Below are 2,973 nucleotides of genomic sequence, written 5' to 3'. Positions count from 1 at the left end.
GTGGACGACGTGCGCTCCGCAGTGCAACGCGTGCGCGCCGACCTGCCGGCCGACGTGCGCGACCCGGTGGTCACCAAGCTCGACTTCGCGGCGCAGCCGGTGCTGGCCTTCACCATCGCCTCGTCGCGCATGGACGCCGAGGCGCTGAGCTGGTTCGTGGACAACGACATCACCAAGAAGCTGCTCGCGCTGCCCGGCGTGGGTGCGGTGAACCGCGTGGGCGGCGTCACGCGCCAGGTGCACGTCGACCTCGATCCGGCCAAGCTGCAGGCGCTGGGCGCGTCGGCGGCCGACATCTCGCGCCAGCTGCGCCAGGTGCAGACCGAAAGCGCGGGCGGCCGCATCGACCTGGGCGGCAGCGAGCAGCCGGTGCGCACTCTGGCCACCGTGCAGTCGGCCGACCAGCTGGCCGACATGCAGATCGCGCTTTCCGATGGCCGCCGCATCCGGCTCGACCAGGTGGCGCGCATCAGCGACACCATCGCCGAGCCGCGCGCCGCGGCGCTGCTCAACGGCAAGCCGGTGGTCGGCTTCGAAGTGGCGCGCAGCCGCGGCGCGAGCGAGGTCGAGGTGGGCCGCGCGATCCAGAAGGCGCTGGCCGAGCTGCGCGCGCAGCGCCCCGACATCGAGCTGACCGAGGCCTTCAATTTCGTCGAGCCGGTGGAAGAAGAGTACGAAGGCTCGCTGCACCTGCTGTACGAGGGTGCGATCCTGGCCGTGATCGTGGTGTGGCTGTTTTTGCGCGACTGGCGCGCCACTTTCGTCTCGGCCGTGGCGCTGCCCATGTCCGTGATACCGGCCTTCATCGGCATGCACCTGCTGGGCTTTTCGGTCAACGTGATCTCGCTGCTCGCGCTCTCGCTGGTGGTCGGGATATTGGTGGACGATGCCATCGTGGAGGTGGAGAACATCGTGCGCCACCTGCGCATGGGCAAGTCGCCCTACGAGGCGGCCATGGAGGCGGCCGACGAGATCGGGCTGGCGGTGATCGCCACCACCTTCACGCTGATCGCGGTGTTCCTGCCCACCGCCTTCATGAGCGGCGTGGCCGGCAAGTTCTTCAAGCAGTTCGGCTGGACGGCCTCGCTGGCGGTGTTCGCTTCGCTGGTGGTGGCGCGGGTGCTCACACCGATGATGGCGGCCTACATCCTCAAGCCCGTGGTCGGTGCCGAAAAGGAGCCGCGCTGGCTCACGGCCTACATGCGCGCGGTGGAATGGAGCACGCACCACCGCTTCAAGACGATGGTGCTCGCCACCCTCTTCTTCTTCGGTTCGCTGGCGATGATTCCGCTGCTGAAGACCGGCTTCATTCCGCCCGACGACAACTCGCAGACGCAGATCTACCTGTCGCTCGCGCCCGGCTCCACGCTCGCGCAGACCACCGCGGCCGCGGAGGAAACGCGCCACCGCGTGATGAAGATCGACCATGTGCGCAGCGTCTACACCACCGTGGCCGGCGGCAGCGCGGGCGGCGATCCGTTCGCCAACTTCGGCACGCCCGAGACGCGCAAGGCCACGCTCACCATCAAGCTCGACGAGCGCGGCGACCGGCCGCGCAAGCAGGTGATCGAGAACCRGATCCGCGCCGCGCTCGAAACGCTGCCCGGCGTGCGCAGCACCGTGGGCCTGGGCGGCTCGGGCGAAAAATACATCCTCGCGCTCACGGGTGAAGACCCCGCCGCGCTGGCCAGCGCCGCCAGCGCAGTCGAGAAAGACCTGCGCACGGTGCCCGGCCTCGGCAACATCACTTCCACCGCAAGCCTGATCCGCCCCGAGATTGCCGTGCGCCCCGACTTCGCGCGCGCCGCCGACCTGGGCGTGACCAGCTCGGCCATCGCCGAGACGCTGCGCGTGGCCACGCTGGGCGACTACGACCAGGCGCTGGCCAAGCTCAACCTCGCGCAGCGGCAGGTGCCGATCGTGGTGAAGCTGGAGGACTCGGCGCGGCAGAACCTCGACCTGCTCGGCCGCCTCTCGGTGCCCGGCGCGCGCGGCCCGGTCATGCTGAGCCAGGTGGCCTCGCTCACGATGGAAGGCGGCCCCGCCGTCATCGACCGCTACGACCGCTCGCGCAACGTCAACTTCGAGATCGAGCTGTCGGGCGTGGGCCTGGGCGATGCCAAGACCGCGGTCACGGCGATGCCCTCGATCCAGAAGCTGCCGCCCGGCGTGCGCGTGACCGAGGTGGGCGACGCCGAGGTGATGACCGAGCTGTTCAACAGCTTCGGCCTTGCGATGCTCACGGGCGTGCTGTGCATCTACATCGTGCTGGTGCTGCTGTTCAAGGATTTCCTGCATCCGGTGACGATCCTCTGCGCACTGCCGCTGGCGCTCGGCGGCGCCTTCGTGGGCCTCCTGATCGGGCAGAAGGCGCTGTCGATGCCCTCGCTGATCGGCCTGATCATGCTGATGGGCATTGCCACCAAGAACTCGATCCTGCTGGTGGAATACGCCATCGTGGCGCGCCGCGACCACGGCATGAGCCGCTGGGACGCGCTGCGCGACGCCTGCCACAAGCGCGCGCGGCCCATCATCATGACCACGCTGGCCATGGGCGCCGGCATGCTGCCGATTGCGGTGGGCCTTGGCACCGCGGATTCAAGCTTCCGCTCGCCGATGGCGATGGCGGTGATCGGCGGGCTGATTACTTCTACCGTGCTGAGCCTGCTGGTGGTGCCGGCGGTGTTCACTTATGTGGACGACATCGAGCACTGGATGCGGCGGACGGTGCGGAAGCTGCGGGGGCAGCCGGCTGATCCGCATATTGATGATGATCTGGTGGAGAGGTCGGCTGGTTGATTCGGCTTCCTCGGTCTTCTTGACGCTTGCCTGGTGTTTTTTTCCCGGGGCCGGGTCTCGCCCCGGCGGGCGACCTACTTTTCTTTGCTTCGCCAAAGAAACGTAGGCAAAAGAAAGGCGACCCTACTGTCTGCGTCCCTCCGCTTCGCTACGGGCAACCTGCGGTGCTCGATT

At 68.1% G+C, this 2,973-nt stretch carries 1 protein-coding gene; it reads left to right on the top strand.

The window, feature by feature from the left end; genetic code table 11:
- Positions 1-2,799: efflux RND transporter permease subunit (locus AC1DOC_RS27095; protein ID WP_478130867.1), on the top strand; the 2,799-nt coding region annotated here is incomplete at its 5' end.
- Between the last annotated feature and the right edge of the window lie 174 nt (positions 2,800-2,973).

This window comes from Variovorax sp. 01T439_2, assembly GCF_056398445.1.
Note: the sequence above shows the minus strand (reverse complement) of the source record. Positions and strands in the feature narration are given on the sequence as shown.